24 protein-coding genes are annotated in these 26,737 nt (G+C 64.7%); 8 read left to right on the top strand and 16 right to left on the bottom strand.

The features are described 5' to 3' along the window. Positions 1-35 precede the first annotated feature (35 nt). The 3 genes from ASG75_RS03260 to ykgO all read left to right on the top strand — a co-directional run bounded on the left by ASG75_RS03260 (position 36) and on the right by ykgO (position 3,407). Positions 36-2,054: an NADPH-dependent 2,4-dienoyl-CoA reductase gene (locus tag ASG75_RS03260; RefSeq protein ID WP_056385662.1), complete on the top strand. Its 2,019-nt coding sequence runs from the start codon at positions 36-38 to the stop codon at positions 2,052-2,054. Positions 2,055-2,308: 254 nt separating this feature from the next. Beyond that, positions 2,309-3,220: a LysR substrate-binding domain-containing protein gene (locus tag ASG75_RS03255; protein ID WP_056385661.1), complete on the top strand. Its 912-nt coding sequence runs from the start codon at positions 2,309-2,311 to the stop codon at positions 3,218-3,220. Between the two features lie 61 nt (positions 3,221-3,281). Beyond that, positions 3,282-3,407, top strand: a complete 126-nt coding sequence (ykgO, locus tag ASG75_RS03250) for a type B 50S ribosomal protein L36 (RefSeq protein ID WP_007080705.1) — start codon at positions 3,282-3,284, stop codon at positions 3,405-3,407. A gap of 100 nt (positions 3,408-3,507) precedes the next feature. On the opposite strand, the gene greA is transcribed toward ykgO, so the two are convergent. The 3 genes from greA to carA are packed head-to-tail and all read right to left on the bottom strand — an operon-like array spanning position 3,508 to position 8,337. After that, on the bottom strand, positions 3,508-3,984 hold the full coding sequence (gene greA / locus ASG75_RS03245; RefSeq protein ID WP_056385659.1) for a transcription elongation factor GreA: 477 nt from the start codon (positions 3,982-3,984) through the stop codon (positions 3,508-3,510). Further along, on the bottom strand, positions 3,981-7,208 hold the full coding sequence (gene carB / locus ASG75_RS03240; protein WP_056385657.1) for a carbamoyl-phosphate synthase large subunit: 3,228 nt from the start codon (positions 7,206-7,208) through the stop codon (positions 3,981-3,983). Before carB ends, greA begins: the two co-directional genes overlap by 4 nt. Continuing rightward, positions 7,201-8,337 (bottom strand): glutamine-hydrolyzing carbamoyl-phosphate synthase small subunit, encoded by a 1,137-nt coding sequence (gene carA, locus ASG75_RS03235; RefSeq protein WP_056385655.1) that lies wholly within the window; start codon positions 8,335-8,337, stop codon positions 7,201-7,203. Before carA ends, carB begins: the two co-directional genes overlap by 8 nt. Positions 8,338-8,550: 213 nt before the next feature. On the opposite strand from carA, the gene ASG75_RS03230 reads away from it, so the two are divergent. Continuing rightward, positions 8,551-9,246: a 2OG-Fe(II) oxygenase gene (locus ASG75_RS03230; protein WP_056385653.1), complete on the top strand. Its 696-nt coding sequence runs from the start codon at positions 8,551-8,553 to the stop codon at positions 9,244-9,246. A gap of 53 nt (positions 9,247-9,299) precedes the next feature. Here the strand turns inward: ASG75_RS03230 and dapB are convergent, their stop codons facing one another. The 5 genes from dapB to hrcA form a co-directional block, all read right to left on the bottom strand. Beyond that, positions 9,300-10,100: a 4-hydroxy-tetrahydrodipicolinate reductase gene (gene dapB, locus ASG75_RS03225; protein WP_056385651.1), complete on the bottom strand. Its 801-nt coding sequence runs from the start codon at positions 10,098-10,100 to the stop codon at positions 9,300-9,302. 52 nt (positions 10,101-10,152) lie between these two features. Beyond that, positions 10,153-11,280, bottom strand: a complete 1,128-nt coding sequence (dnaJ, locus tag ASG75_RS03220) for a molecular chaperone DnaJ (protein ID WP_056385649.1) — start codon at positions 11,278-11,280, stop codon at positions 10,153-10,155. A 111-nt stretch (positions 11,281-11,391) separates the two neighbouring features. After that, entirely contained in the window at positions 11,392-13,311 is a 1,920-nt protein-coding gene (gene dnaK, locus ASG75_RS03215; RefSeq protein ID WP_056385647.1) for a molecular chaperone DnaK, read from the bottom strand. Between the two features lie 153 nt (positions 13,312-13,464). Then, the gene (gene grpE / locus ASG75_RS03210) at positions 13,465-13,998 is read right to left on the bottom strand and encodes a nucleotide exchange factor GrpE (protein ID WP_056385645.1); all 534 of its coding nucleotides are present in this window, start codon (positions 13,996-13,998) and stop codon (positions 13,465-13,467) included. A 78-nt stretch (positions 13,999-14,076) separates the two neighbouring features. Next, positions 14,077-15,147, bottom strand: coding sequence for a heat-inducible transcriptional repressor HrcA (hrcA, locus tag ASG75_RS03205; protein ID WP_056385643.1), 1,071 nt, complete (start codon positions 15,145-15,147; stop codon positions 14,077-14,079). 123 nt (positions 15,148-15,270) lie between these two features. Between hrcA and recN the strand changes: the two genes are divergently transcribed. Beyond that, entirely contained in the window at positions 15,271-16,944 is a 1,674-nt protein-coding gene (recN, locus tag ASG75_RS03200) for a DNA repair protein RecN (protein WP_056385641.1), read from the top strand. Between the two features lie 15 nt (positions 16,945-16,959). On the opposite strand, the gene ASG75_RS03195 is transcribed toward recN, so the two are convergent. Beyond that, complete coding sequence (locus ASG75_RS03195; protein ID WP_056385640.1) at positions 16,960-17,595, bottom strand: response regulator transcription factor; 636 nt, start codon at positions 17,593-17,595, stop codon at positions 16,960-16,962. 96 nt (positions 17,596-17,691) lie between these two features. Between ASG75_RS03195 and ASG75_RS03190 the strand changes: the two genes are divergently transcribed. After that, positions 17,692-19,290, top strand: a complete 1,599-nt coding sequence (locus ASG75_RS03190) for an MASE1 domain-containing protein (protein WP_056385638.1) — start codon at positions 17,692-17,694, stop codon at positions 19,288-19,290. A gap of 296 nt (positions 19,291-19,586) precedes the next feature. Here ASG75_RS03190 and fur read toward each other — a convergent pair whose 3' ends face one another. Then, positions 19,587-20,012 carry a ferric iron uptake transcriptional regulator gene (gene fur / locus ASG75_RS03185; RefSeq protein ID WP_056385637.1) on the bottom strand — a complete coding sequence of 142 codons (426 nt, stop codon included), beginning with the start codon at positions 20,010-20,012 and terminating at the stop codon, positions 19,587-19,589. 75 nt (positions 20,013-20,087) lie between these two features. Between fur and bamE the strand changes: the two genes are divergently transcribed. Next, positions 20,088-20,573 carry an outer membrane protein assembly factor BamE gene (gene bamE / locus ASG75_RS03180; RefSeq protein ID WP_056385635.1) on the top strand — a complete coding sequence of 162 codons (486 nt, stop codon included), beginning with the start codon at positions 20,088-20,090 and terminating at the stop codon, positions 20,571-20,573. A 30-nt stretch (positions 20,574-20,603) separates the two neighbouring features. On the opposite strand, the gene ASG75_RS03175 is transcribed toward bamE, so the two are convergent. Next, positions 20,604-20,882: an RnfH family protein gene (locus tag ASG75_RS03175; RefSeq protein WP_056385633.1), complete on the bottom strand. Its 279-nt coding sequence runs from the start codon at positions 20,880-20,882 to the stop codon at positions 20,604-20,606. Next, positions 20,875-21,306: a type II toxin-antitoxin system RatA family toxin gene (locus ASG75_RS03170; RefSeq protein ID WP_082547479.1), complete on the bottom strand. Its 432-nt coding sequence runs from the start codon at positions 21,304-21,306 to the stop codon at positions 20,875-20,877. The genes ASG75_RS03175 and ASG75_RS03170 overlap by 8 nt, the downstream gene beginning before the upstream one ends. A 137-nt stretch (positions 21,307-21,443) precedes the next feature. On the opposite strand from ASG75_RS03170, the gene smpB reads away from it, so the two are divergent. After that, on the top strand, positions 21,444-21,935 hold the full coding sequence (smpB, locus tag ASG75_RS03165; RefSeq protein ID WP_056385628.1) for an SsrA-binding protein SmpB: 492 nt from the start codon (positions 21,444-21,446) through the stop codon (positions 21,933-21,935). A 300-nt stretch (positions 21,936-22,235) separates the two neighbouring features. Here the strand turns inward: smpB and ASG75_RS03160 are convergent, their stop codons facing one another. The 4 genes from ASG75_RS03160 to ASG75_RS16190 all read right to left on the bottom strand — a co-directional run bounded on the left by ASG75_RS03160 (position 22,236) and on the right by ASG75_RS16190 (position 26,723). Then, positions 22,236-25,022 carry a DNA methyltransferase gene (locus ASG75_RS03160; RefSeq protein ID WP_056385626.1) on the bottom strand — a complete coding sequence of 929 codons (2,787 nt, stop codon included), beginning with the start codon at positions 25,020-25,022 and terminating at the stop codon, positions 22,236-22,238. 161 nt (positions 25,023-25,183) lie between these two features. Continuing rightward, positions 25,184-25,702, bottom strand: coding sequence for a hypothetical protein (locus ASG75_RS15865; RefSeq protein WP_200935587.1), 519 nt, complete (start codon positions 25,700-25,702; stop codon positions 25,184-25,186). A 25-nt stretch (positions 25,703-25,727) separates the two neighbouring features. After that, positions 25,728-25,961 carry an AlpA family phage regulatory protein gene (locus ASG75_RS15860; RefSeq protein ID WP_082547478.1) on the bottom strand — a complete coding sequence of 78 codons (234 nt, stop codon included), beginning with the start codon at positions 25,959-25,961 and terminating at the stop codon, positions 25,728-25,730. A 135-nt stretch (positions 25,962-26,096) separates the two neighbouring features. Next, positions 26,097-26,723 (bottom strand): hypothetical protein, encoded by a 627-nt coding sequence (locus tag ASG75_RS16190; RefSeq protein ID WP_157616882.1) that lies wholly within the window; start codon positions 26,721-26,723, stop codon positions 26,097-26,099. Positions 26,724-26,737: the final 14 nt, after the last annotated feature.

Below are 26,737 nucleotides of genomic sequence, written 5' to 3'. Positions count from 1 at the left end.
CATTCATACGATCGTTTGAGTCTCGTGTGGATCGCATGGATTACCCGAACCTGTTCGCCCCGCTCGATCTGGGCCACGTCACCCTGCCCAATCGCATCCTGATGGGCTCGATGCACACCGGGCTGGAGGACAAGGCCAGCGACTACGACAAGCTGGCCGCGTATTTCGCCGAACGCGCCCGCGGCGGCGTCGGGTTGATGGTCACCGGAGGCATCTCGCCCAGCATCCAGGGCTGGCTGAAGCCGTTCGGCGGACGGCTCACCCTGCCCTGGCACAAGCCGCGCCATCGCAAGCTCACCCGCGCCGTGCATGCCGAGGGCGGGCGCATCTGCATGCAGATCCTGCACGCCGGTCGCTACGGCTATCACCCGCTGTCGGTGGCGCCGTCGAAGATCAAGTCGCCGATCACCCCGTTCACCCCGCGAGCGCTGTCCGCACGCGGCGTGGAGCGCACCATCGGCGATTTCGTGCATTGCGCAAGGTTGGCGCAGGACGCCGGCTACGACGGCGTCGAGGTGATGGGCTCGGAAGGCTATCTGATCAACGAATTCATCGCTGCCCGCACCAACCGGCGCAACGACGCCTGGGGCGGCGACGCGGCCCGGCGCATGCGCTTTCCGGTCGAGATCGTGCGCCGCACGCGCGAGGCCGTGGGTCGCGACTTCATCATCATCTACCGGCTGTCGATGCTCGACCTGGTCGAGGGCGGCCAGGATTGGAGCGAGATCGCGACCCTGGCCAAGGCGGTCGAGGCAGCTGGCGCCAGCATCATCAACACCGGCATCGGCTGGCATGAAGCGCGCATTCCGACCATCGTCACCAGTGTGCCGCGTGGCGGCTTCGCCTGGGTCACGCAAAAGCTCAAGGGCGAGGTGGCGATCCCGTTGGTCGCCACCAACCGGATCAACATGCCGGATGTGGCCGAACGCATCCTGGCCGGCGGCGAGGCCGACATGGTCTCGATGGCACGTCCGCTGCTGGCCGATCCTGCCTGGGCGAACAAGGCGAAGGCCGGCCGCAGCGAACGCATCAACACCTGCATCGCCTGCAACCAGGCCTGCCTCGACCACGTGTTCCAGAACAAGCGCGCCAGTTGCCTGGTCAACCCGCAGGCCTGTCACGAGACCGAGCTGAAGATCGAGCCGACCAGCGTGCGCAAGCGCGTCGCCGTGATCGGCGCAGGGCCGGCCGGCATGGCCTGTGCCAGTACGCTGGGTGAGCGCGGCCATGCGGTGACCCTGATCGATCAGGCCAACGAGATCGGCGGCCAGTTCAACTACGCCAAGCAGATTCCGGGCAAGGAAGAATTCCACGAAACGCTGCGCTACTACCGTCATCGACTGGCGGACACCGGCGTCGACGTTCAGCTCGGCCGGGCCGCGGATGCCGCCTCGCTGCACGCCAGTGGCTATGACGAGGTGGTGATCGCCACCGGCATCACGCCGCGGCAGGTGAGCTTTCCGGGCAGCGACGATCCGCGTGTGCTGAGCTATCTCGATGTGCTGGCGCGGCACCGGCCGGTGGGCGCCAGGGTGGCGATCATCGGCGCCGGCGGCATCGGTTTCGACGTGGCCGAGTTCCTGGTCGAACCCCCGCCCTCGCCCACCACCGACGTGACCCGTTGGACCCGCGAATGGGGCGTGGATATGCAGCTGCGGCAACGCAGCGGCCTACAGCCGCCACAGCCGGAAGCGCCGGCGCGGCAGGTGTGGCTGCTCCAGCGCAGCGAAGGCCGCCCCGGCGCACGGCTCAACAAGACCACCGGCTGGGTGCACCGGGCCACGCTCAAGGCCAAGCGGGTGACCATGCTGGGCAAGGTCGGCTACGAGCGTTTCGACGACCAGGGCCTGCACGTCAGCGTCGACGGAAAACCGCAGGTTCTGCCGGTCGACAACGTGGTGGTGTGTGCGGGCCAGGAGCCAAATCGCCGACTCGCCGACGAACTGATCGCCGCCGGCATGAAGGTGCACGTGATCGGCGGCGCCGACGTGGCTACCGAGCTGGATGCCAAACGTGCGATCGCCCAGGGCACCCGGCTGGCCAGCGAAATCTAGTCCCGACACACTGACCCGACACCGCCGCCGTCAGGCGGCGGTGTCGGCCGTGAAAAAGAAAGCGCCCCGCAGGGGAGACGCATCGACATGGGTTCAGGGGGGGAGTTGAACCAGATGCCGTATTTAGCGTCGCTGCGGGGCGAGGGCCGCCGCCACTAGGGGGGAGGGGAAGTGGCGGGACGAGAGTGATTTTATGATCGACGCAATAAAGTATCTAATATATATTTAGCGCCACATTAATTCGAAATAGCTATATGTTTGATCTTCGCCAGTTGCGCTATTTCGTGGCCGTCGCCGAGGAGCTCAGCTTCACCCGGGCGGCGCTGCGCCTGCACCTTTCCCAGCCGCCGCTGTCGCAGCAGATCCAGGCGCTGGAACAGGACCTGGGCGTGCGCCTGCTGGAACGCACCAAGCGCAGCGTGGCGCTGACCGAGCCCGGCCGGATTTTCCTGGAGCAGGCCCGGCAGATCCTGGCCAAGGTCGACGAGGCACGCAGCCAGGTAGTGGCTGCCGCGGCGGGCTATAGCGGCCAGCTGCGACTGGCCTATACCGTCTCGGTCTCGTTCCATCCGGCCATGCCGCAGGCCCTGCTGCGTTTTGGCCAGATCGCGCCCAACGTGCGCCTGCAACTCAGCGAGATGTACACCGAACCGCAGTTCGCCGCCCTGCTCGCCGGCCAGATCGACGTCGGCTTTGTCCGTGACGAACCGGTGCACGCACAAGATGCCCGCGGCTTGCGGTTCAGCGTGATCGACCGTGAACCCCTGCTGCTCGCCCTGCCCGCCGGCCATCCGATGGCCGGCCGCGACAGCTTGCGCCTGGCCGAGGTGGCCGGCGATGCCTTCGTGTCGCAACCGCGCGAACTCGCCGCAACGCTCTATGACCGCTTGGTGGAACTGGCGACGCGGGCCGGTTTCCAGCCCTCGATCACCCAGCACGCGCAACAGATCAATGGCTTGCTGGCCCTGGTTGCCGCCGGCTTGGGGCTGGCCCTGGTGCCGGCCAGCATGCGTACCGTGCGCCTGGCCGGGGTCTGCTACGTGCCGCTGGAAGACGCTGGCGCCTACCTGCTGTTGGCCGTGGCTTGCAGGGCCGACGACCATGCCCCGGCCTTGCAGCAATTTCTGGCCACGGTGGCAGAAGCGACCGCGGCACCTGGCTTGTGACAAGTCATTGGAGTCGTTATACTTGCGTGCTTACATTTTCGTTTAGTGTCAGGAGCTGGCCGTGAAGGTGCTTAACTCTTTGAAGTCCGCCAAGGCGCGGCATCGCGACTGCAAGATTGTGCGCCGTCGCGGCAAGGTGTTCGTGATCTGCAAGAGCAACCCGCGTTTCAAGGCTCGTCAGCGCTGAGTCCAGCCTGCCGATGCCATGAGAAAGGCCGCGCAAGCGGCCTTTTTTGTGGGTGTCCGTCAAGGCCCCGGTGGCGATGCCCCGGGGCCCTCGATTGCCGTCATGCGTAACGGACGTCGATGATTTCATAGTGCTTGACGCCGTTCGGCGCGGTGAACTCGAAGCTGTCGCCGGCGCTCTTGCCGATCAGGGCACGCGCGATCGGCGAAGACACCGCGATCAATCGCTGCTTGATGTCCGCTTCCAGGTCGCCGACGATCTGGTAGGTCACCGCCACGCCGGAGTCCTCGTCCTCCAGGTCCACGGTGGCGCCGAACACCACGCGATTGCCCGGCTTCAGCTGGGCGACATCGATCACCTCGGCGGTCGACAGCAAGGCCTCCAGTTGGGCAATGCGGCCCTCGGTGAAACTCTGCAGTTCGCGCGCGGCGTGGTATTCCGCGTTCTCCTTGAGGTCACCGTGCGCGCGCGCCTCGGCAATCGCCGCGATGATGCGCGGGCGGTCGGCGGACTTCAGTCGTTCCAGTTCCGCGCGCAGACGCTCGGAGCCGATCTTGGTGATGGGGGGGCGACTCATGCGCTGAGCTCCTTGTGCAGTTCCTGCAGGCTGTGCACTTCGCCATCGCCGTGGAAATCCAGCGAATGCACGAGCGCACGGGCGCCTGCCACGGTAGTGGAATACGTGACGCGATGCTGCAGCGCCTCGCGCCGGATCGAGAACGAATCGGCGATGGCCTGCTTGCCCTCGGTGGTGTTGACGATATAGACGATCTCGCCGTTCTTGATCAGATCGACGATGTGCGGGCGGCCTTCGAGCACCTTGTTGATCCGCTCGCAGACCACGCCATGCTCGGCAAGGTAGCTAGCGGTGCCGGAGGTCGCCACCACGTTGAAACCGCGCGCAATGATTTCCCTGGCCACCGGCAGCAGGCGGTCCTTGTCGCCGTCGCGCACCGACAGGAATGCTTTGCCGATCGTCGGTACCTTGATCCCGGCCGCCTCATGGCCACGCGCGAACGCGGCACCGAAGCTGCGGCCCACGCCCATCACTTCACCGGTCGAACGCATCTCGGGCCCGAGGATCGGGTCGACGTTCTGGAACTTCAGGAACGGGAAGATCGCTTCCTTCACCGAGTAGTACGCCGGGATCACCTCGCGCGTCGCGTTCAGGCTGACCAGCGAACGGCCGGCCATCACGCGCGCGGCGATCTTGGCCAGCGGCACGCCGGTGGCCTTGGACACGAACGGTACCGTGCGCGAAGCGCGCGGGTTCACTTCCAGGATGAACACCGTGTCGCCCTGGATCGCGAACTGCGTGTTCATCAGGCCGATCACCTTCAGTTCCTTCGCCATCGCAGTGGCCTGGCGGCGCATCTCGTCCTGGATTTCCGCGCTCAGCGAATACGGCGGCAGCGAACAGGACGAGTCGCCCGAGTGCACGCCGGCCTCCTCGATGTGCTCCATGATGCCGCCGATCAGCACGGTGCCCTCGGCGTCGGCGATCACGTCCACGTCGACCTCGACCGCATGGTCGAGGAAACGGTCCAGCAGCACGGGCGAATCGTTCGACACCTTCACCGCATCGCGGATGTAGCGCGACAGGTCGGCGTCGTCATGCACCACTTCCATCGCCCGGCCGCCGAGCACGTAGCTCGGCCGCACCACCAGCGGATAACCGATCTCGCGGGCCAGCGCCAGCGCCTCGTCGGCGTTGCGCGCAGTGCGGTTCGGCGGCTGCTTCAGGCCGATCTTCTCGATCATGTGCTGGAAGCGCTCGCGGTCCTCGGCCAGGTCGATCGAGTCGGGGCTGGTGCCGATGATCGGTACGCCGGCGGCTTCCAGCGCGCGCGCCAGCTTCAGCGGGGTTTGCCCGCCGTACTGCACGATCACGCCCTTCGGCTTCTCGACGTGGACGATCTCCAGCACGTCCTCCAGCGTCAGCGGCTCGAAGTACAACCGGTCGGAGGTGTCGTAGTCGGTCGACACCGTCTCCGGGTTGCAGTTGACCATGATGGTTTCGTAGCCGTCCTCGCGCAGCGCCAGCGACGCGTGCACGCAGCAGTAATCGAACTCGATGCCCTGCCCGATCCGGTTCGGACCGCCGCCGAGCACAATGATCTTGTCGCGATCAGTTGGATTCGCCTCGCATTCTTCCTCGTAGGTCGAGTACATGTAGGCCGTGCTGGTGGCAAACTCGGCCGCGCAGGAATCCACCCGCTTGTACACCGGGCGCACACCGAGCGTATGACGCAGATGGCGCATCGAGGCTTCGTCGGTGTTGAGCAGCTCGGCCAGACGCGCATCGGCGAAACCGAGCCGCTTGAGTTCACGCACGCGCGGCTCGTCGAGCGCGGTGATGCCCTGCGCCACCACCTCCGCTTCGGTCAGCACGATGTCCTCGAACGCGGCGAGGAACCATGGATCGACGCGGCTGAGGCTGTGCACTTCTTCCAGCGACAGGCCGGCACGGAATGCATCGGCCAGGTGGAATACGCGATCCGGGCGCGGCTCGCGCAGCTCGCGCTTGAGCGAAGCCAGGCCGTCCGCCGTGCTGATGTCCAACCCGGTCGGATTGAGCCCGGTCTTGCCGATTTCCAGTCCGCGCAGCGCCTTCTGCAGCGACTCGTGGAAGCTGCGGCCGATCGCCATCACCTCGCCCACCGACTTCATCTGGGTGGTCAGGCGCGCATCGGCGGCCGGGAACTTCTCGAACGCAAAACGCGGGATCTTGGTGACCACGTAGTCGATCGACGGCTCGAACGACGCCGGCGTCAGGCCGCCGGTGATGTCGTTCTTCAGTTCGTCCAGCGTGTAGCCGACCGCCAGTTTCGCGGCGATCTTGGCGATCGGGAACCCGGTCGCCTTCGACGCCAGCGCGGACGAACGCGACACGCGCGGATTCATCTCGATCACCACCACGCGGCCGTCCTCGGCGTTGATGCCGAACTGCACGTTGGAGCCGCCGGTGTCCACACCGATCTTGCGCAGCACCGCGATCGAGGCGTCGCGCAGACGCTGGTATTCCTTGTCGGTGAGGGTCTGTGCCGGCGCCACGGTGATCGAGTCGCCGGTGTGCACGCCCATCGGATCGAGGTTCTCGATCGAGCACACGATGATGCAGTTGTCCGCAGTGTCGCGGACCACTTCCATCTCGAACTCCTTCCAGCCGAGCACGGATTCCTCGACCAGCACTTCGCTCGTCGGTGAAAGCTCCAGGCCGCGCTTGACGATCTCTTCGAATTCCTCGCGGTTGTAGGCGATGCCACCACCGGAACCGCCGAGCGTGAAACTGGGCCGGATGACGGTCGGAAAACCGACCTTGGCCTGTGTTACCAAAGCCTGCTCGAAGGTGCGCGCGATTTCGGCCTTCGGGCATTCCAACCCGATCTCGCCCATTGCCACGCGGAACAGCTCGCGGTCCTCGGCCATGCGAATGGCTTCACGCTTGGCGCCGATCAGCTCGACGTTGTACTTCTCCAGCACGCCGTGGTCGGCCAGGTCGAGTGCGCAGTTCAGGCCGGTCTGGCCGCCCATCGTGGGCAGCACCGCGTCCGGGCGCTCCTTCGCGATGATGCGTTCCACCGTCTGCCAGTTGATCGGCTCGATGTACACCGCGTCGGCGGTGTCGGGGTCGGTCATGATCGTGGCCGGGTTGGAGTTCACCAGGATCACCCGGTAACCCTCTTCCTTCAGCGCCTTGCATGCCTGCGCACCGGAGTAGTCGAACTCGCAGGCCTGGCCGATCACGATCGGGCCGGCGCCGATGATGAGGATGCTCTTGATATCGGTACGCTTAGGCATGCGTGCGGGCCTCCTGTATCAGTGCGGCGAAACGTTTGAACAGATAGCCGATGTCGAGCGGGCCGGGGCTCGCTTCGGGATGGCCCTGGAAGCAGAACGCCGGGCGATCGGTCAGCGCGAAACCCTGCAGTGAACCGTCGAACAGCGAGGTGTGCGTGATCCGCACGTTCGCCGGCAACGTGGCCGGGTCGACCGCAAAGCCGTGATTCTGCGAGGTGATCAGCACGCGGCCGTCGTCCAGGTCCTTGACCGGGTGATTCGCACCGTGATGGCCGAACTTCATCTTCAGCGTCTTGCCGCCCAGCGCCAGGCCCATCAATTGGTGGCCAAGGCAGATGCCGAACAGCGGGATCTTCGCGTCGAGGAATTGCCTGGTTGCCGCGATGGCGTAATCGCAAGCCGCCGGATCGCCGGGGCCGTTGGACAGAAACACGCCGTCGGGCTGCATCGCCAGCACGTCGGCGGCAGGCGTCTGCGCCGGCACCACGGTAACCTCGCAGCCCTGTTCGGCGAGCAGGCGCAGGATGTTGAGCTTGGTGCCGTAGTCGTAGGCCACCACCTTGAAGCGCATCGCGGGCTGATTGAATGCGGTGCGGTCGAGGTCGTACACGCCCTGGTTCCACACATACGGTTTGGCGGTGCTGACCACCTTGGCCAGGTCCATCCCGTTCAGGCCGGGGAAGGCGCGCGCCTTGACCAGCGCAGCGTCGGCATCGACCTGTTCGCCCGCCATGATGCAGCCGGCCAGCGCGCCCTTGTCGCGCAGGATGCGGGTCAATCGCCGCGTATCGATGCCGGCAATGGCGACGGTGCCATGACGCTTGAGATAGTCGGGCAGGCTTTCGGTGCTGCGCCAGCTGCTGGCGCGGCGCGGCACATCGCGCACGATCAGGCCGGCAGCATGCACGGCGGTGGACTCGACATCCTCGGCGTTGATGCCGGTGTTGCCGATGTGCGGATAGGTCAGCGTGACGATCTGGCGCGAGTAGGAAGGATCGGTGAGGATCTCCTGGTAACCGGTCATGGCGGTGTTGAAAACCACCTCGCCAACGGTTTCGCCGGTAGCGCCGACGGCATGACCACGAAACACGCTGCCGTCTTCGAGGGCCAGCAGGGCAGGAATAGGCATACGGTAACCGCCTTTTGGATGCAGCAAAGTCCGCAAGCCGCACGATTGCTGGCTTGTGGAGCTTGGAAGGGAAAGGATCTGGGCGGGTGGAAATGATAAGCGGCGACGCCGTTTCTGTCCACCTCACGGAACATGAATCTTGCGATTTCTCGCCCATATCCGTCGATCGGTCGGCGCTACACTAGGCCACATTTTGCCGGAGTCCGATGTCCCATGAGTGCTGCTGTCCTGCTCGATCCCGCCCGCCTCGATCGCCCGGATACCATGGTGCAGCAGCAGCCCTTTCCGTTCATGGTCGCGCATGGCCAGTTGCCGAACGAAGTGCGCGGCGACCTGGACCGCGATTTCCCGCGCTATGCCAGCGCCGGTTTCTTTCCCTACGATCCGGCCGATTGTGGGCCGAGCGTCAATACGCTGATCGAGAACATGACGTCGCCGGCGTTTGCCCGTGCCGTCGGCCAGCGGCTGGGCATCGACGATCTCGGCCAGTACCCGACCCTGGTGACCCTGTGCCGCCTGCTCAACAAGCGCCACGGCACCATCCATACCGACAGCAAATCCAAGGTGGCGACCGCGCTGATCTACCTGAATGCGCGATGGCCGGATACCAGCGACGGCTGCCTGCGTTTTCTGCACAAGATCGACGACATCGACAGCATCGTGGCCCCGGAGCTGGCGCCGCTCTACGGCGAGTTCGCCGTATTCAAGCGTTGCGAGAATTCCTTCCACGGCCACCTGCCTTACGAAGGTGAGCGGCGGGTGATCCAGGTCGCCTGGCTGACCAGCGAAGAAGAGAAGCTGCGCAAGACGAAACGCGGAAACTTCTCGCGCGTGTTCAAGAAATTGTTTGGCAGCCTCGACACCAAGCTGGGCGCGGGCCGCGATCGCAACGCCTCGCACCGCGACTGAGTCTGTCCGGCAGCGCCGGTTCGTTCCACTGGTCCATGACTTGCTGTGCCGTCTCAGCGCAGCGAAGTGATCACGTCGTCCAGCTGCCACTGCCCCGGAGCATGGCCCGCCAGCCAATGCGCCGCGTGCAAGGCGCCACGCGCGAAGATCGAACGGTCGGTGGCGCGATGCACGAGCTCCAGCCGTTCGCCCTGCCCGATCAGCATGGCGGTGTGCTCGCCCACGATGTCGCCGCCGCGCACTACGGCGAAACCGATGCTGCCTTCGACCCGTTCGCCGGGGCGACCTTCACGGCTGTAAACCGCCGCTGTTTCGAGCGTGGTGTTGCGCGCCGTCGCCGCCGCCTGGCCGAGCGCCAGCGCGGTGCCGGAGGGCGCGTCCTGCTTGCGGCCGTGATGTGCCTCGACGATTTCCAGGTCCCAGTCCGGCAGGGCCGCTGCGGCTTCGCGCAGCAGGCGCGTCAGCACCGCCACGCCGAGGCTGAAGTTGGCGGCGCGCAGAATGGCGATGCGCTGACCGGCATCGGCCAACCGCGCTTCCAGCGCAGCGTCCACGCCGGTGGTGCCGCTGACCAGGGCCGTGTCGTGCGCCAGGCAGTGATCGAGCGCCAGCGCCAGCGCGGCCGGGCCGCTGAAGTCGACGATGACGTCGATCGGCGGCGCTTGCGTCCAGTCGTGCGCATACCGCAGGGAACTCGCCGCAGCAGCAGATACCGGCTGGCCATCGTGGACCGAACCCGGCGCCACCACCGCATGCACCAGTTCGAAGCGGGCGTCTTCGCCGAGCAGATCCAGCAGCGCGTGGCCCATGCGGCCGGAGGCGCCGCTGAGGGCGAGGCGAAGGGGGCGGGTCATCGGCGGCGCACTCCAGTGGTCGGTCCGTACATGCTAGCGGGGGCGATGAAGCTTACGCGGTGACTTTCGACCAGAATTTCTTCACGCCGTCGACCCAACCCTTCGCGCGCGGGGTGTGCTTGCCGGCGTCGCTGCTGTCGAAGGTGGCTTCCAGCGATTCCAGCAGCTCGCGCTGCTGCTTGGTCAATCGTACCGGCGTCTCCACCACCACGCGGCAGATCAGGTCGCCGTGGTGGCGGCTGCGCACCGATTTCACGCCACGGCCGCGCAGGCGGAACTGGGTGCCGGTCTGCGTTTCCGGCGGAATGCTGACCGGCACTTCGCCTTCCAGCGTCGGCACCGGCAGCTCGGCGCCCAGCGCCGCCTGTGAAAAGCGGATCGGCAACTCGCAATACAGGTCGTTGCCGTCGCGCTGGAAGATCGCGTGCTCGCGCACGTGCACTTCCACATACAGGTCGCCGGCCGGCGCTCCGGATGGGCCGGCCTCGCCCTGCCCGGTCAGGCGAATGCGATCGCCGTTGTCGACACCCTCGGGGATCTGCACCGACAGCGTGCGGGTTTCCTCGAGGCGGCCTTCACCGTGGCATTTCCTGCACGGCTTCTCGATCGCCTGGCCGCTGCCGCCACAGTGCGGGCAGGCCTGCTGGATCGAGAAGATGCCGTTCTGCATGCGCACCTGGCCGTGGCCGTTGCAGGTCTTGCACTTGCTGACCTTGCCGTCCTCCGAGCCGCTGCCGTTGCAGTGATGGCAGTTGACCTGGGTGGGCACCTCGATCTGCCGGCTGACGCCGAACACGGCTTCCTCTAGGTCCAGTTCCATGATGTAGCGCAGATCGGCGCCGCGCCGCGGACGACCGCGCCCGCCACCACTGCGGCCGAAAATGTCGCCGAAAATGTCGCCGAAGATGTCACCGACGTCGCCGAAACCGGCGCCGCCGCGGCCGCCCATGCCGTTCTCGAAGGCAGCGTGGCCGTGCTGGTCGTACATCGCGCGTTTCGAGGCATCGGACAGTACTTCGTAGGCCTCCTTGGCCTCCTTGAACTTGTCCTGTGCCGTGGGATCGTCCGGGCAGCGGTCCGGGTGGTATTTCATCGCCAGCCGGCGGAAGGATTTCTTCAGTTCGGCTTCGCCGACGCTGCGCTCGACGCCCAGCACCTCGTAGTAGTCACGCTTGCTCATTCATGCATCCACACTGCTTGCCACGCCCCTGCCCCGCATTCAACAAACAGCCCGCGCGGGGAGGATTCCTGGCGCGGGCTGGTCAATCGGCCGTGCCGATGACGGTGCCGATTATTGCTTGTCGCCCTTCACTTCAGTGAATTCGGCGTCGACCACGTCGTCCGGCTGGGCCGAACCGCCCGGTGCGGATTGTGCGCCGGCATCGGCCGGGCCACCACCCTGCGCAGCGGCGTAAAGCGCCTGTGCCACCTGTTCCAGTTTCTCGACCTTGGCTTCGATCGCAGCCTTGTCGTCGCCGTCCTTGACCTTCTCCAGATCGGACAACGCGCCCTCGATGCTGCTGAGCTGATCGGCCGGCACCTTGCCGCCGTGTTCCTTCAGCGCGCTGCGGGTGGCGTGCACCAGCTGGTCGGCCTTGTTGCGCGTGGCGACCAGTTCGTGGAACTTCTTGTCCTCTTCCTTGTTCGCCTCGGCGTCGGCGACCATCCGCTGGATCTCTTCCTCGGACAGGCCCGAGCCGGCCTTGATCTCGATCTTCTGTTCCTTGCCGGTCTTCTTGTCCTTGGCTGACACGTGCAGGATGCCGTTCGCGTCGATGTCGAAGGTGACTTCGATCTGCGGCATGCCGCGTGGCGCCGGGTCGATGCCCTGCAGGTCGAACTTGCCCAGCGACTTGTTCGCGCTGGCACGCTCGCGCTCGCCCTGCAGCACGTGCACGGTCACCGCGGTCTGGTTGTCGTCGGCGGTGGAGAAGGTCTGCGAGGCCTTGGTCGGCACCGTGGTGTTCTTCTCGATCAGCTTGGTCATCACGCCGCCCATCGTCTCGATGCCGAGCGACAGCGGGGTGACGTCGAGCAGCAGCACGTCCTTGACCGAACCGCCGAGCACGCCGCCCTGGATCGCCGCGCCGACGGCGACGGCTTCGTCCGGGTTGACGTCCTTGCGCGGCTCCTTGCCGAAGAAGTCCTTCACCGCTTCCTGCACCTTCGGCATGCGGGTCTGGCCGCCGACCAGGATCACGTCGTCGATGTCGGATACGCGCAGGCCGGCGTCATTCAACGCGGTGCGGCACGGCTCGATGGTGCGCTTGATCAGGTCTTCCACCAGCGCCTCGAGCTTGGCCCGGGTCAGCTTGATGTTCAGATGCTTCGGGCCGGATGCATCGGCCGTCACGTACGGCAGGTTCACGTCGGTCTGGTGGTTCGAGGACAGCTCGATCTTGGCGCGCTCGGCGGCATCCTTCAGGCGCTGCAGCGCGAGCGGGTCCTTGCGCAGGTCGATGCCCTGCTCTTTCTGGAATTCCTCGACCAGGTAGTCGATGACGCGCATGTCGAAGTCTTCGCCGCCAAGGAAGGTGTCGCCGTTGGTGGCCAGCACCTCGAACTGCTTCTCGCCGTCGACTTCGGCGATCTCGATGATCGACACGTCGAAAGTGCCGCCGCCCAAGTCGTACACCGCGATCTTGCGGTCGCCGCCCTTCTTGTCCAGGCCGTAGGCCAGTGCGGCCGCAGTCGGTTCGTTGATGATGCGCTTGACGTCGAGGCCGGCGATCTTGCCCGCATCCTTGGTCGCCTGGCGCTGGCTGTCGTTGAAGTAAGCCGGCACGGTGATCACCGCTTCGGTGATCGTCTCGCCGAGATAGTCCTCGGCGGTCTTCTTCATCTTCATCAGCACTTTCGCGGCGATTTCCTGCGGCGCCATCTTCTTGCCGTCGGAGGTCTGCACCCAGGCGTCGCCGTTGTCGTGCGCGATGATGCCGTAAGGCACGATGTGCAGATCTTTCTGTACTTCCTTGTCGGTGAACTTGCGGCCGATCAGGCGCTTCACCGCATAGAAGGTGTTCTTCGGGTTGGTCACGCCCTGGCGCTTGGCCGAGGCGCCCACCAGCACTTCGCCGTCCTTGGTGAAGGCGACGATGGAGGGCGTGGTGCGGTCGCCTTCCGAATTTTCGATGACCTTGGTCGTGCTGCCGTCCATCACGGACACGCAGGAGTTGGTTGTGCCCAGGTCGATACCGATGATCTTGCCCATGCGTATGCTCTCCAAATCTATTTGCGGCCCCCGCGGCCGCGCTGGTTTTCAGATGGGGGTCTGCCTTGGTGATTCAATGCCGGCAAGGCCCCGGATGCGATTTCGTGGTGTTCGCCGCCGCGCCGTTCAGCTGGGCGCAGGCGACGACGACGCTCAGTCCTTCGCCACCGCGACCAGCGCGGGGCGCAGCAGGCGATCGTTCAGCACATAACCTTTCTGCAGCACGCTGACCACGGTGCCCGGCGCCTGGCCCGGCGCCTCGACCATGCTCACCGCGTGGTGGCGTTCCGGATCGAGCGGCTGACCCAGCGGGTCGACCTGCGCCATGCCATGGTTCTCGGCCACCTTCAGCAGCGCCTTCAGGGTCAGGCCGAGGCCTTCGCGCATCGAGGCGAGGTCGCCGCCCTCGATCGCCAGGCCACTCTCCAACCCGTCGTAGACGGGCAGCAATTCGCTCAGCAGTTTCTCGTTGGCGAAGCGACGGGCCTGTTCCAAGTCACGATGCAGGCGGCGGCGCTGGTTCTCCAGCTCCGCGTGTTCACGCAATACCGTCTCGCGCAACTCGGCATTGCTTGCTTCCAGCTCGGCCACGCGTGCCTGCAGGCTCTCCAGCTCAGTGGTCGTCGACTCGGCGGGCTGGGCCTGGGTCGGCGCCTCACCCGGCGACTGCGGATCGTTGTTCTGCATGCTCACTCCAAACGATTGTCGTGGCCGGCACGGATGCCGACCGTCAAAATTTGCGAGAAACCCCGCCTCCCGCTGCGGTTATAGGGTCGTGGCGGCGCGATTCAAGGCATCGCTGAGCAATCCGGCGGTGGCCTGCACCACCGGGATCACCCGCTCGTAGGCCATCCGGGTCGGGCCGATCACGCCGACCGCACCGAGCACGCGCCCCTGCGCGCCGTAGCTGGCAGTAACCACGCTGCAGCCGTCGAGGGCGGTGAAGCCGGATTCCTCGCCGATGAACAGGCGCACGCCCGGCGCCCGGGCGCACACTTCCATCAGCTGCAGCAATTCATTCTTCTGCTGGAACGCCTCGAACAGCTCGCGCAGGCGCTGCATGTCGGCCAGCTCGGAGTAGCCCATCAGGTTGGTCTGTCCGCTGACCAGCACGTCCGGACCGCTGGAGCCATTCGCCGGCGGCGCGAACGAGGCGGTGGCCAGTTCCATCGTGCTGGCCAGCAGCTGGTTCAGCTCACTGCCGGTCTTGCGTACTTCGGCCAGCAGGTGGGCGCGGATGTCGTCCACGCGCAGGCCGGCGAAGTGACTGTTCAGGTAGTTCGCAGCCTGCTCCAGCTCGCGGCCGTCGAGCGGCCGGGCCAGTTGCACGATGCGGTTCTGCACCTGGTTGTCGCTGAACACCAGGATCACCAGCACCCGTGCATCCGGCAAGGCCACGAAATCGATATGCCGCAGCGGAAAGTCGGCCTGACGAGGCACCGTGACCACCCCGGCGAAATGGGTCATCGCCGACAGCAGGGTGGAGACATTGCCGAGCAGGTCGCGCGTGGTGGTCGGTCCCGGTGGCAGCTCGCGCTGCAGGCGGGCCATTTCCGCGCGAGGCAGCGGCTGCAGCTCGATCAGGCTGTCGACGAACAGGCGCAGGCCGCGAGGTGTCGGTACGCGCCCCGCCGAGGTGTGCGGCGAGGCGACCAGGCCGGCATCTTCGAGATCGGCCATGATGTTGCGGATCGTCGCCGGGCTCACGTCCAGGCCGGACGAACGCGACAACGTGCGCGAGCCCACCGGCTCGCCGTCGACCAGGTACTGGGCGATCAGCGTGCGCAACAGGCTGCGCGCGCGTGAGTCGAGGTCGTGGCCATGCGGGTTGATCATGCTGTTGTAGCAATCCTTGAGACCCGACAGAAATAAGGTCTGCGCGCGCGGCTTGCAAGTGGAACGTATCCAGGAGCCATCCGGCTGCCGCTACAATCCCACCACCCCATCATCAACCTGCCCATGCTCACTTCGCTCTACGTCCGTCATTTTGCCGTCGTCGAAGCCGCCGAGGTTGCGTTCGGCCCGGGCCTGACCGTGGTCAGCGGCGAAACCGGCGCCGGCAAGTCGCTGCTGGTCGACGCGCTGATGTTGCTGGCCGGCGCCCGCGCCGACAGCGGCATGGTGCGCGCCGGCAGCGATCGCGCCGAACTGGCGGCCGAGTTCGACCTGGCCGACCTGCCCGCGGCCCGCGACTGGCTGCAGCGCGAAGAACTGGATGAAGACGGCGGCTGCCAGTTGCGCCGGGTGATCCGCACCGAAGGCAGCTCCAAGGCCTGGATCAACGGCCGCCCCGCGAACGCCCGCCAACTGGGCGAACTGGCCGCGCTGCTGGTCGAGATCCACGGCCAGCACGAGCATCAGGCGTTGTTGTCGCGGTCGCACCAGCTGGCCCTGCTGGACGCCTACGCCGGTCACGACGACTTGCTGGAGCAGGTGCGCAGCAGCGCCGTGCAGTGGCGCGAACTGGGCGCGCGCATGCGCAAGCTCAGTGGTGGCGATGATCGCGACCGGCGCATCGAGCTGCTGCGCCATGAAATCGGCGAACTGGAAAAATGGGCGCTGCCGCCCGCCGAACTGGAAGAACTCGAGGCGAACCACAAGCGCCTCGCCAACGCCGGGCGCCTGGCCGAAGGCACCGCCGGCGTGGTCGAACTGCTCGATGGCGACAGCGAATTTGCGTTGCGCCGCGCACTCGGCCGGGCGCACGCCGAACTCGGCAAGCTGGCCGCGCTCGACGGCAAGCTGACCCCGCTGCTGGAATTGCTGGACAACGCCGGCATCGAACTCGGTGAAGCCGCTGACGGCCTGGCACGCTATGCGCAGGACGTCGACCTCGACCCGGAACGCTACACCGAGGTCGACAATCACTTGGCTCGCCTGCACGAGCTGTCGCGCCGGCATCGGCTGCCGGTGGCCGAGCTGCACGACCGGCTGGCCGCTCTGCATGCCGAACTGACCGAACTCGAAGGTGCCGGTGACGCACTGGAACAGTTGGCGGCACAACGCCAGCGGCTGCAAGACGATTACGCCAGCGCGGCAGCCCGGCTCAGCGACGCGCGCACGACAGCCGCCGCCAGGCTCGGCGACGAGGTCAGCGTGTTGATGGCCGAACTGGGCATGGCCGGCGGCTTGTTGCGCGCCGAACTGGAACCGGCTGCCGGCGGCGAACCGGATCCGCAAGGGTTGGAACGCTGCGAACTGCTGGTAAGCGCCAACCCCGGCCAGCCGCCGCGCCCGCTGCGCAAGGTCGCCTCCGGCGGCGAACTGGCCCGTATCAGCCTGGCGATCGAAGTCGCCACCCTGGGCAAAGACACCGTCGGCAGCATGATCTTCGACGAGGTCGACACCGGCATCGGCGGCGCCGTCGCCGAAGTGGTCGGACAAAAACTGCGCGCGCTGGGCGCACAGCGCCAGGTGCTGTGCGTCACCCACCTGCCGCAGGTGGCCGCCCAGGGCCATGCGCACCTGCGGGTCAGCAAGCACAGCGACGGCGACTCCACCCGCACGCAGATCGAAAGGCTCGATGCCGCTGGCCGCCGCGACGAGCTGGCACGCATGCTAGGTGGCGTCGAGATCACCCGCGAGACGCGGGCTCATGCGAAGCAGATGCTGGAGCGGGCGCAGACCGCCTGATGCGGCGCCCCGGCGTTACCCGGCCGGCGGCAGCATCCCGCGTTCGGTCGCCATCCGGTACAGGTCCAGTTCCGAACCTGCGCCCAGCTTGCCCATCAGGCTGGCGCGGTGGATGTAGACCGTCTTCTGGCCGATCCCCAGTTCCGCCGCCACCTGCTTCGGGGCGCGGCCGCCGGCCAGCAGCAGGAACACCTCGCGTTCGCGCGTGGTCAGCCGGTTGATCGGGTCCAGCGCCGCATTCGGCCGGTCGGCCCGGCGCTGGCGCAAATCCGAACTGAGAAAGCACTCGCCCTGCATCACCGCGCGCAGGCCGGCCACCAGTTCCTCCGGCGCCACGCCCTTGGTGACGTAACCGCTGGCGCCGCGGCGCAGTGCCTCGGACACGTACGGCTCGCCATCGTGCATGCTCAATACCACGATGTGGGTTTGCGAGTGGACGCTGAGCAGATGTTCGATCAGCGGCAGCCCGCTGCCGTCAGGCAAGGACAGATCCAGCGCGACCAGGTCGGGACGCCAGTGACTGACCGCCTCGACCGCATCGTCGGCGCTGCGGCACTCGGCTACCACGTCGAGATCCGACTCCATCTCGATCAGCCGCTTGAAGCCCTCGCGAACGATGGCATGGTCATCGACCAGAACAATGCTGTACATCCCGCTACTTTACACAGGGACTTCACGGTTGTGCACACCCGGCTTGCCGGCGACAAGGCCGGCCACCACGCTGCTGTGCGCATGTAACATCCGCGCATGCGCCTGAAACCCCTACGCCTGCCCGACTCCGGCCCCTTGCTGGCTGCCGGCTACTTGCTGTTGTGGCTGCTGTTGTGGCTGACCGTGCAGCCGTACTGGATGCTGCCGTATGGCCTGCGTTTCGGTGCCCTGTTGCTCACCCCGGTACGCTACTGGGGCTGGCTGCTTGGGGCCGAACTGGTCGCCACCGCCGGCATCAGCGTGACCCATGGCCTGCCGCTGGGTTGGTTCGGTTTCGCCGTCGACGAATTGCCCGAGCCGCTGGTGATGGCTGCCGGCCTGTGGCTGCTGCGGCGGTTCAACCTGCACGCCAGCCTGCACAGCCCGCAGGAGGTGACCCGCCTGCTGCTTTCGGTGGTGCTGGTGGTGACCGCAACCACCGCCGTCGATGCAGCGCTGCTGGCGCTGGTCAGCACGCCGAGTTCGCCCGAATTGATGATCCGCGTACTCGGCGAGGAACTGCTCAGCCATTACCTCGGCATCCTGCTGATCGTGCCGCTGATGATCATGCTGTTGCGTACCCGGATCGAGCAACGCGCCCTGGCCAGCTTGTTCATGGATGGGCTGCTGGTGATGTTGCCTTCCATGACGATCCTGCTGGTGCTGTCCGAGCAAGCCGCGCCGCAACCGCAATTCGCCCGTGTACTGTCGTTGGCGCCGGTGTTGTTCTTCGCGTTCCGCCACGGCTGGCGCGGCGCCAGCCTGGCCATGCTGATCACCAGCCTCGGCATGACCCTGGTCGACCAGCACCTGGGACATGCCCCGTCGAACGCCGCGGCCTACCTGTTTCTGGCGGTGGCCGGCACCGGCGCGCTGATGCTGGGGTCGGCCACCGACGCGTTGCGCCGAAGCAGCGAGCGGGTCGCCGAGCAGAACGTCTATCTGGGCGCGGTCAACCGCCGGCTGGACCAGTTGGCTCATCAATTGCGCGACGCCGCCCGCGGCAACCTGCAGGCGGACGAGAACCAGCGCCGACACCTGGCTGCCGAACTGCACGACGAACTGGGCCAGAACATCACCGCGATCCAGACCCACGTGAAACTGGCCCAGGCGCGCCTGCACCAGGCCGGCATGGAAGACATCAGCACCTCGATCAACACCATCCTGGCGCATATGCGGCGCGCCCTGCACCGCCTGCTGGACGACCTGCGCCCCGCCGTGCTGGATGAGTTCGGATTGCTGCGCGCCCTCGACGAAGGCCCGATCCGCGATCTGCTGAACACTGCAGGGATGGCCTACCGCACTGAGTTGCACGGCGACCCGCGCCTGCTGGACGACGACACTCGCACCGCGATCTACCGGCTGGTGCAGGAAAGCGCGACCAATGCCGTCAAACACGCCAAGGCCAGCGAGTTCAGGCTGCGCCTGCGCATTGGCGAACGCCAGGGCATCGCGGTGGCCTTGCTCGACCTGCGCGATGACGGCGCCGGTCTGCCCAGCCGACTGCCGCGGGGCGGTCGCGGCCTGCAAGGCATGCGCGACCGGGTCACCTCGCTCGGCGGGCAATTCCGCCTGCGCCCCGCCCCGGCCGGTGTCCACCTGCGAATTTTGCTGCGCGGCAACAACCATCCTTCCGAAAGCAACCGGCAGAACTAGGAATTTTTCCGATACCGGAAACGTGAAGCCCTCGTTAGGATCCTTCCATCGATGTGGGGGAGCCACCATCGCAAGATGGTGGATCAGAGTCACCGTGGGGACGGGGGCTCTGAAACAACGGCAGGATGCCGTTTCGCCGCTACCTGGCGAGAGTCAAAGGCAACAGCGAGCCATTCGCATTGCCGGCCGACAGGTAGGGGAGCAGCCGCGGGCGGACAGGAGTCCTCCTCGCGGCTTTTTTATGCCCGCTTTTCACCGCCAGGCATTCCGGGCACACTCAAAACAGTGGCGACTCTTCAGCCTTTGCGAGGGGCGCGCTGCTTCGGCCGCACGTACAGCACCAAGCTGTGGTCCTCGATCACGTAGCCGTGCTTGGCCGCAATCTCGTGCTGCAGGCGCTCGATCTCCTCGCTGACGAACTCAATCACTTTCCCGCTGTCCACATCGATCATGTGATCGTGATGTTTGCCGCGGTCGAGTTCGTAGACAGCCTGACCACCTTCGAAATTGTGCTTGACGATGATGCCTGCCGCCTCGAACTGGGTCAGCACGCGGTACACCGTGGCCAGGCCGATGTCTTCCTGGTGGGCAAGCAGTTTCTTGTAGACGTCTTCGGCGGTGAGATGCTGTACGCCCTCCTCGTCGAAGATTTGCAGGATGCGCATGCGCGGATGGGTCACCTTGAGGCCAACCCTGCGCAGCTCTTTGGTTTCCTGTTCCATGACCCACCCCCGCACACGGCGTTTCCGAGCCGGTAGTGTATCATCCGACACCTTCATGATCCGGACGCAACACGCATGCAAAAGCTGATTATCCTGCTGGTTTTCGCCATGCTGGCGCTCTCCATGGCCGGCTGCCATATCGTCTACAAACCCGACGTGCAGCAAGGCAACCTGCTCGACAAGAAAACGGTAGATCAGCTCAAGCCCGGCCTGACCAAACACCAGGTACTGGTGCTGATGGGAACCCCCTCGGTGAGCACGCCGTTCGACCAGAGTCGTTGGGACTACGTGTCGACCCTGTCGCACCGTGGTGGCGCCATGAAAGTGCGCACGTTCACTCTGACCTTCAACAACGACACGCTGGTGCGCACCGAGGGCGATTTCTTTGCGCAGGATGCCCAGCAGTTGGTCAAGGACAGCAAGAAGTACAACGCCGGCTATCCGGTCAATGAGACCCAAGGCGACAAGAGCACGTCGCCGGACGACAAGAAGAACGACGGCGGCTTCGGCCAGGGCAGCAACCCGCAGGGCGGCAACCCGGGCAGCAACGACGGCCATTGATCGGGGCGGTTCCTCCGGCCCGGTCGGCTTTCAGCGGGCGCGCCGACGGCGAGCCTCCATCGGATCAAGCAGCAGCGGTCGGTAGATTTCGATCCGGTCGCCTTCCCGCACGAGACGGTCCGGCGCCACTTTTCGCGCGAAAATGCCGAGGCGAGCTGGATCGATCACCCCGTCCGGAAGCATGGCGACGATTCCCGAGGCATCGATGGCCTGCATCACCGTGCTGCCATCGGCGAGCTCGACCCGGCGCTGGATCGGTTGCTCCGTCCCTGCGTAAACCACTTCGACGCGGATCGTGCCCTCAGCCATAGACACGCTCGGCTTCGCGGCAGAAATCATCCACCATGCGCCCGGCCAGCCCCTGGAAACCCAGCTTCAGCGCGCTGCCACCGAGCCGGCCGGCGTAATCGAAATCCAGCGCAAACGCGACCTTGCAGCCGGCATCGCCGAGGGCGATGAAATCCCACACGCCTTCAAGGCTGCGGAACGGGCCGTCGACCAGATCCATCCGCAGGCGCCGCGGCGGATCGATCGTGTTGCGCGTGGTGAAGCTCTGGTGGAACCCGGCAAACTTGAGATCCAGCCGCGCCACCAGCACATCCTCCTTGCGCTCGATGACCTCGGCAGCGGCACACCAGGAGAAGCGCTTTGGGTATGCTTCAACTTCATTGACCAGGTCGAACATCTGCGCTGGCGAATACTTCACCAGTGCGCTGCGACGAATTTCGATCACGGCAACCCTCGATGGTTTTTGCATTCATCCCTGAATGCGAGGATCAAGAAGCAGCCATCCATGGCTGCACTTTTCAATGAGTCCGTTCCCAACGGGACAGGGCCGACCACAGGGCGACGCGCCCGAGTTTAACGGACATGGCCAAGGCAAAAGACAAGGACACCAAGGGCGGCGGCACCATCGCGCTCAACAAGCGTGCGCGCTTCGAGTACCACATCGACCAGCGTTTCGAAGCTGGCGTGGCGCTGCAGGGCTGGGAGCTGAAAGCGTTGCGCGCGGGGCGGATCAACTTCGGCGACAGCTACGCGGTCGTCCTGAAGAACGAGATCTTCCTGGTCGGCGCATCGATCCCGCCACTGATCAGCGCCTCCACCCACGTCATCGCCGAGGACCGGCGTACCCGCAAGCTGCTGCTGCATCGCAAGGAGATCGACCAGCTGGTCGGCGCCGTCGAGCGCAAGGGCTACACCCTGGTACCCACCGCGATGTACTGGAAAGGCAACAAGGTGAAGGTCGAGATCGGCCTCGCCCGCGGCAAGCAGGAACACGACAAGCGCGACACCGAAAAACAGCGCGACTGGCAGATCGAGAAACAGCGCACCATGCGTTCGCACAATCGCGCCGCCTGAACCCGCTACGACAAAACCACAAAAAAACCCCCGATCGCTCGGGGGTTTTGCATTGGGGTGGCGTCTATTGAATTGATCGCCGCAAGCCTTGTGCTGCAATGGTTTCGAGATCCGATGATTCCGAGATGCCCCCAAAGTTGCCCCCAGCGCATGCTCGCTGCCTGCAGATCACGCCACAGCTGAAGCCTCGAAGGTTCGCGCGTGCGCGTGTACGCGCGCGATGCTGGCGGGATGGGTGCTCATAACCCCCGTTCTCCCCTTTGGGGATGACAAAACTCGCTTGCCGCAGCAGGTAGCCGCTCATGCCTGCGCTGCCTTTCGCCGCTTGCCGGGGCGTTTGGTGGATGCCGATTGCAGCCCCGTGAGCTTGTTGTACAGCTCGAACAGGTAGGCGACGCGGGTAGCGTCATCCTTCCCGCTGCGATAGCTGTAGGCAGCGTCTACGGCCTTGTCTAACGCTCGGTGAGCGTCCTGCAGATCGGTGGGCATGCTATCGGGATCGTACAGATCGGCGAGCGTGGCGCCCGGGTGAGCAGCCCGTGCGGTCAGCACTGCTTGCGCAGCCTGAGCCACCGCAACGCGCTTTTCCTCGGGTACGCCCTGCGGCCAAGGAAAGTTGTTGTAGACGATATGGACGGAATAGCGATAGCGGCTTTCCAACCTTCCCGCGACCGTTCGCATCCACGCGTTATGCATCGTGCTCGACAGAATGCCAAATTGGTATGCCGTGGCATGCGGCACAATGAAAAGCAAATCACTGGCAAGCGTGTCAGGTTTGAAATAGCCAACTGGAATCAAGTTTCGCCGTTCTGAGGATACCTTTGGAATGACTAGGTACTCTTGATCCGGCATGAATTCGACATGGAACCGGCGCGGAGTGTCGGCCAGCTTGCGGGTGGGCGCGCTCTTGCTGGCGTTGCGCAGACGCCGCACCGCGGCTACCCGTTCCATAGCCAGTGGCAGCGCCTTCAAGGCAGCCGGTTCGGCATCGCCCAACCACAAGCACCAGCGCTCGTAACCGTTCAAGAACTCATCACCTCCCAACCAGCGCCGAAAGTACGGTTGCGCTCCCGGCTCACGCTGCAGAAACTCCGCCATTTCCTCTGGCGTAAAAAGGTAGTGCCCGCCGTCAATTGGCTTGTTGCCGATACCCATCGCCGGCACCTCACAAAGCGGTTTGCCGCGTCGCTGCAGCACCACGTCCGGCGCGTCGGTCAGATACGGATTGATGTTCTTTGCCGCTACCGCAGTCGGCTCGCCTTTGATGCCATCGCTGTAGACGTACAGCGTGCGTTTGGCGGGTTTCTGCAGACCAAATCCGACAATGACGCAATGAACCGCCGCAACACCCTTGCCTTCGTTGCTCCATTGAAAGGTGCGATGTGCAAAGCGGATCGTGATGCCATGCCCCAGCAACCACGGCCACAGCACGCCGGGCTGTTCGCCTTGCGTGAGGCTATTGGTCGACACAAAGGCAACGTCTACCGCGGGGCTTTGCGCGATGTAGGCAGCGGCCTTCACGTACCACGCGGCCACGTAATCCAGCAGGCCGCCGTTATTGAGCGGAGCGAAGATCGGAGCCACGTCGGCGCGTTGTCCGTCGCTCATGTACTTGGCGCCAATGAAGGGCGGATTGCCCAGCACATAGCTGCACTGTGATGGCACCAGTACGGTACGCCAGTCGGTTTGCAAGGCATTGGCGCAAACAATGGTCGGCGCCGTCACCAGCGGCACGGTCGGGCGCGTGGTGCCGAAGCGTTCGGCCGCTTCCAGGTTCATCTGGTGATCGGTGATCCACAGCGCCACGCGAGCAATGTGTGCCGCCGCATCGTCAATTTCGATCCCGTAGAACTGGTGCACGTTCACCCGGCACAGGGTGGACACGTCCAGCACGCCGCGCTGTTCGCCCCACAGCTCGGCAATCACTTCCATTTCCAGCCGGCGCAGGTCGCGGAAGGCAATCACAAGAAAATTACCGCAGCCACAAGCGGGATCGAAAAAGGTCAGCGTGGGCAGCTTGTCGTACAGGGCCCGTAGGGTGGCCTTGGTGCGCTTGGGCGCGTGCAGCTCTGCACGCAGATCATCCATGCACAACGGATTGATGACGCGCAGAATGTTCCGCTCGCTGGTGTAGTGCGCGCCCAGTTCGCGCCGCGTAGCTTGTCGCTTGTCGGTCGGGTGCTGTTGCTCCAGCACACCTTGGAACATGGCACCGAAGATCGCCGGAGAAATACCACTCCAGTCCAGCTCCGCACTTTCCAGCAGCAGCTGGCGCAGTTCGTGGTTGAAAGCGGGGATGCGCGATTGTTCCGCAAACAGGCTGCCGTTGATGTACTCGAACGCGGCAAGATCTTCGTCCAAGCTGTACTGGCGTACATCGCGCGAGGTGTTGAGTACCTGAAACAGCTCCGCCAGCATGGCGCCCAGGTCTTTGCCATCCTCGCGACTGCGCTGCACCAGCCGGGTGAACTGTCCGTTTTCGCCAAAAATGCCGGTGTCATCGGCAAAGAAGCAAAACAGCAGCCGAGTCATGAACACTTCCAGATCGTGCCCGATGAAACGCACGTCCAGCAATGCTTGATGCAGCTTGGAAACCTGATAGGCCGCCTTGCGGTCGATCTTGGATTCCTCGGCAATGTCGCCTGCCGTATCCTCCACCAGAAACGCGAACCAGTCGGCCCGCTTGGGCAGTTCCTTCAAGGTGCATTCGTGGGTGACGTCGGTGCGCAGGTCGGTCAGACGGAACCGAGCAAAGTCCGAAGTGATGATGTAACGCGGCCGCTCGGCATCCTTCAGCGCCATGAAGTATTCGCTGGCCTGCGCGAACGCGGCATTCAAGTCCTTGCCCCGGCTCTTGTGCTCCACGATCAGCTTGCCGGGGATGAAGCTGTCGATGAAGCCGCGCCCGCCGCCCAGCTTGGACACAGCCTTTTCGTAGATCGTCGCGGACTCGGGACGGATGCCGAAGCACTCGTAGAAGCGCGCCCAGAATAGCTTGGCGTCGGCGTTCTCGCGGACGGTGTGCTGCCATTCTTTGGCGAAGGCGGAAAGGCGGCGGCGAATCTCGTTCCTTGTCGTTGCGACCATGCTTGCGTGTGCCTGTCGTGGATGGCTCGATTATGCGTGCTGGAGCGCGCGGGGCAAACTGCAGACGATCAAGGGCCGCACCGCCAGCACACATGCTGCTTGGTAGATATATAAAAAGGTGTACGGATTCCGTAGCAGCAGCAGGAGCGGAAATAGGCATTTTAGGTACGGATGCCGTAGCTAACCAGCTGGCGCTTTCGGCGCTTAGGTACGGATTCCGTAGCGACTGTGACGGAATCCGTACTGGCCTTCCTGTTTTTCTTTGGGCGCTTGAAAGGCGTCGCGGGAGCATCGCGCCAGCTGCACGGCGCAACAGTCGTTGCCGCGCAATCCAGCTTGCCGCCGCATTCGTCGATCGCGTGCCAAGTCAGGGCATAGAGGCTGGCGGCATGCAAGCCACCTTGCCGAGTCTGCACGATCAATCCGTAGTGCCGCAGCTCGCGCAGCGCATAGTTGACGGTTTCCGGGCTTGTCCATCCCTTGGGCTTCAGCATCGACATGGACGCGCACAAATCGCCGTTGTTGCTGCCTCGATACTGCCGTGCCAGGTCGCATAGCAGCTTGATAGCGGAGCCGCCGCACGCACGCCAGTTCGGGCCATCTTGCACGGCATGCGGTATCAAGGTGAAGCCCCCTTGGACTTTGCGGCCTTTGTGCTTTGCTCTATCCCGCGGCTTCATCGTCGACTCCAGACGGAGTGCGGGATCATGCTGATACTTGCTCGATCAGCGCGCGAATATCTTCAACTCGCCACGCCGTGATGCGCTCGCCCAGCTTCACGGGCTGCGGGTAGCGGCCGGCTTTGACGCCAGCCCACCACGTCGACCGGCAAACGGGGAAGATGGCGGGGATAGCCGGCGCGGTATCAGTGGCGGGCTTGCCGACTATCTGCGGCAAGCGCAGGTAGCCGGTTTCGGGGAGTGGTGAACGTGCTTGCATGGTGCCGTCCCTTGTTGGCCGTAAATGGCTGGACGGTCTTGGATGTTATGCATCAGGGGCGGGATGAATAGCGGGGCAAGTTATGAAAACCGGCCCCATGCGCAGGGAGAACCTACCCCACTCCTCCGGGGTAGGTTAGCCGCCGGGCGTTTTCGGTGCGCCGCCAGACGGCAGCCAATTCGCCACTGTGGCAATGCGTTCGCGCGCGTTCGCAGATAGCTCCGGCTTGTTCGATTCCAGCCATGTGGCGAGGGCTGCTTTCGGTGAGCGTCGAGCAGTCGCACCCGGGTCACCGTGTACTGCGTTGAACGCCTCGATAGCGGCGCGCAGCTCGGCTGGATAGTGCGCGATTGCTGGTGCTGGCGTTGCCGCGCTCTTCACGCCGCGCCATGGATGGCGAAAGCCTTTCACCTCGCACCACTTTGCCAAGTCGATCACTTCAATCGTTGAATTTTCGGATAGGTGCCTGCCAAGTAAATCTGATTGGCTAACAGCGACTTCACCGGCGTCGCCGTAGCCGCTGTCAGTGTCCCAGATCAAGACCTGAAGCCCTCGAAGTCGTTGCATGCATAAGGCTTGCTCGATGAGCCTTGCCATATTTTGGGCTTCGCTAGGTAGAACACGATTGCCAACATACCGGGACCCGGGATCTATACGAGACAGCAGACACGCCGCCTCCTTGATCGTCACGTATTCGGCATGTCGCCAAACATCCCAGCCGTCTGGTTGCAGCTCTTCCCATTCTTCGAGCGGATCACCCATCGCGCACACCTTCA

Origin of the sequence: Rhodanobacter sp. Soil772 (assembly GCF_001428385.1) — a bacterium.
In the GTDB taxonomy this organism is placed as follows: Bacteria; Pseudomonadota; Gammaproteobacteria; order Xanthomonadales; family Rhodanobacteraceae; genus Rhodanobacter.
The sequence above is the reverse complement of the archived record's forward strand: the minus strand, read 5'-3'. Positions and strand labels throughout refer to the sequence as shown.

What these genes read in the sequence shown, in the direction of transcription:
- ASG75_RS03260 (WP_056385662.1), top strand. Translation starts at nt 36, where the DNA reads ATGGATTACCCGAACCTGTTCGCCCCGCTCGATCTGGGCCACGTCACC.
- ASG75_RS03255 (WP_056385661.1), top strand. Translation starts at nt 2,309, where the DNA reads ATGTTTGATCTTCGCCAGTTGCGCTATTTCGTGGCCGTCGCCGAGGAG.
- greA (WP_056385659.1), bottom strand. Translation starts at nt 3,984, where the DNA reads ATGAGTCGCCCCCCCATCACCAAGATCGGCTCCGAGCGTCTGCGCGCG.
- carB (WP_056385657.1), bottom strand. Translation starts at nt 7,208, where the DNA reads ATGCCTAAGCGTACCGATATCAAGAGCATCCTCATCATCGGCGCCGGC.
- carA (WP_056385655.1), bottom strand. Translation starts at nt 8,337, where the DNA reads ATGCCTATTCCTGCCCTGCTGGCCCTCGAAGACGGCAGCGTGTTTCGT.
- ASG75_RS03230 (WP_056385653.1), top strand. Translation starts at nt 8,551, where the DNA reads ATGAGTGCTGCTGTCCTGCTCGATCCCGCCCGCCTCGATCGCCCGGAT.
- dapB (WP_056385651.1), bottom strand. Translation starts at nt 10,100, where the DNA reads ATGACCCGCCCCCTTCGCCTCGCCCTCAGCGGCGCCTCCGGCCGCATG.
- dnaJ (WP_056385649.1), bottom strand. Translation starts at nt 11,280, where the DNA reads ATGAGCAAGCGTGACTACTACGAGGTGCTGGGCGTCGAGCGCAGCGTC.
- dnaK (WP_056385647.1), bottom strand. Translation starts at nt 13,311, where the DNA reads ATGGGCAAGATCATCGGTATCGACCTGGGCACAACCAACTCCTGCGTG.
- grpE (WP_056385645.1), bottom strand. Translation starts at nt 13,998, where the DNA reads ATGCAGAACAACGATCCGCAGTCGCCGGGTGAGGCGCCGACCCAGGCC.
- hrcA (WP_056385643.1), bottom strand. Translation starts at nt 15,147, where the DNA reads ATGATCAACCCGCATGGCCACGACCTCGACTCACGCGCGCGCAGCCTG.
- recN (WP_056385641.1), top strand. Translation starts at nt 15,271, where the DNA reads ATGCTCACTTCGCTCTACGTCCGTCATTTTGCCGTCGTCGAAGCCGCC.
- ASG75_RS03195 (WP_056385640.1), bottom strand. Translation starts at nt 17,595, where the DNA reads ATGTACAGCATTGTTCTGGTCGATGACCATGCCATCGTTCGCGAGGGC.
- ASG75_RS03190 (WP_056385638.1), top strand. Translation starts at nt 17,692, where the DNA reads ATGCGCCTGAAACCCCTACGCCTGCCCGACTCCGGCCCCTTGCTGGCT.
- fur (WP_056385637.1), bottom strand. Translation starts at nt 20,012, where the DNA reads ATGGAACAGGAAACCAAAGAGCTGCGCAGGGTTGGCCTCAAGGTGACC.
- bamE (WP_056385635.1), top strand. Translation starts at nt 20,088, where the DNA reads ATGCAAAAGCTGATTATCCTGCTGGTTTTCGCCATGCTGGCGCTCTCC.
- ASG75_RS03175 (WP_056385633.1), bottom strand. Translation starts at nt 20,882, where the DNA reads ATGGCTGAGGGCACGATCCGCGTCGAAGTGGTTTACGCAGGGACGGAG.
- smpB (WP_056385628.1), top strand. Translation starts at nt 21,444, where the DNA reads ATGGCCAAGGCAAAAGACAAGGACACCAAGGGCGGCGGCACCATCGCG.
- ASG75_RS03160 (WP_056385626.1), bottom strand. Translation starts at nt 25,022, where the DNA reads ATGGTCGCAACGACAAGGAACGAGATTCGCCGCCGCCTTTCCGCCTTC.
- ASG75_RS15865 (WP_200935587.1), bottom strand. Translation starts at nt 25,702, where the DNA reads ATGAAGCCGCGGGATAGAGCAAAGCACAAAGGCCGCAAAGTCCAAGGG.
- ASG75_RS15860 (WP_082547478.1), bottom strand. Translation starts at nt 25,961, where the DNA reads ATGCAAGCACGTTCACCACTCCCCGAAACCGGCTACCTGCGCTTGCCG.
- ASG75_RS16190 (WP_157616882.1), bottom strand. Translation starts at nt 26,723, where the DNA reads ATGGGTGATCCGCTCGAAGAATGGGAAGAGCTGCAACCAGACGGCTGG.